This is a genomic window from Aliterella sp. E5.1, assembly GCF_057473825.1.
In genome coordinates this window covers 1-1,042 of record NZ_JBYCCV010000514.1, presented here as the reverse complement: position 1 = coordinate 1,042, position 1,042 = coordinate 1, and the positions used below count along the sequence as shown (strand labels likewise).

2 protein-coding genes are annotated in these 1,042 nt (G+C 41.2%); both read left to right on the top strand.

Annotated features, from left to right (window positions below):
* Positions 1 to 710 (top strand): phosphonate C-P lyase system protein PhnL (gene phnL / locus AC2VE5_RS28670; protein ID WP_486890902.1); only part of this gene is annotated, 710 nt, incomplete at its 5' end.
* Positions 711 to 723: 13 nt separating this feature from the next.
* Complete coding sequence (locus AC2VE5_RS28665; protein ID WP_486890901.1) at positions 724 to 1,041, top strand: hypothetical protein; 318 nt, start codon at positions 724 to 726, stop codon at positions 1,039 to 1,041.
* The last annotated feature ends 1 nt before the right edge of the window (position 1,042 follow it).

The window sequence follows — 1,042 nt, the reverse complement described above, 5'->3', positions numbered from 1 at the left end:
AAAATATCATTTTAGAAATCGAAAATTTAAGTAAAATCTTTTTCCTCCACGAACAGGGAAAATCTATTCCTTCTGCCCAAAATGTATCATTACAGGTTTATGCAGGCAAACTTATGGCTTTAACTGGGGCTTCGGGTGTAGGTAAATCCAGTATTCTCAAATGTATCTATCGCACTTATCTACCCAGTCGAGGTGCAATTTATTACTATACCGAAGAGGGAAATAAACTAGATCTGACTTTAGCGAGCGAACAAGAAATTCTCCAGTTACGACGCGGGGATATCAGTTTTGTCACCCAATTTTTACATGGTTTACCGCGACAGTCCACTATCGATGTGGTTGCTAAACCTTTATTTGAGTTAGGAATTGAACGAGAAGAGGCTCGCGATCGCGCTAAGGCTTTGTTACAAGAAATTCAATTACCTGAGCGATTATGGACTCTTTCTCCTGCTACCTTTTCTGGAGGTGAAAAACAGCGCGTCAATCTAGCTCGCGCTACCATCTTCAATCCCCGTTTACTGTTACTCGACGAACCTACCGCTAGTTTAGACCCAACTTCTGTCGAAGGAGTTATCAAGATGATTCAACGCATCAAGCAAGCAGGGACGGCAATCCTAGCGATTCTTCATGACTCGGATTTAGTTAGAGAAATTGCCGATTTTGAAGTTAAACTATCTGCCCCGACGACAAATTACTTACTCGCTAGTTAAGAAAAAGCTACCCGTGAAAACCTATTTAATTAACGCACAAATTATCTTACCTTATGAAGTTGTAGAGAACGCTGCTTTACTAATCGAAGATGGTGTAATTGCAGCGATTAACCCAGAAATCACCTCGAAAATCCCTACTGTGGATCTTCAAGGACAAATTTTAATACCAGGAGCGATCGATTTACATTGTGATGCCATTGAAAAGGAAATCGAACCTCGTCCCAAAACTTTTTTTCCCGTTGATTTTGCGATCGCTCAAATCGACAGACGAAATGCGATGGCGGGTATTACCACTCCCTTCCATGCCCTTTCTTTTGCTCATGAGGAATAGA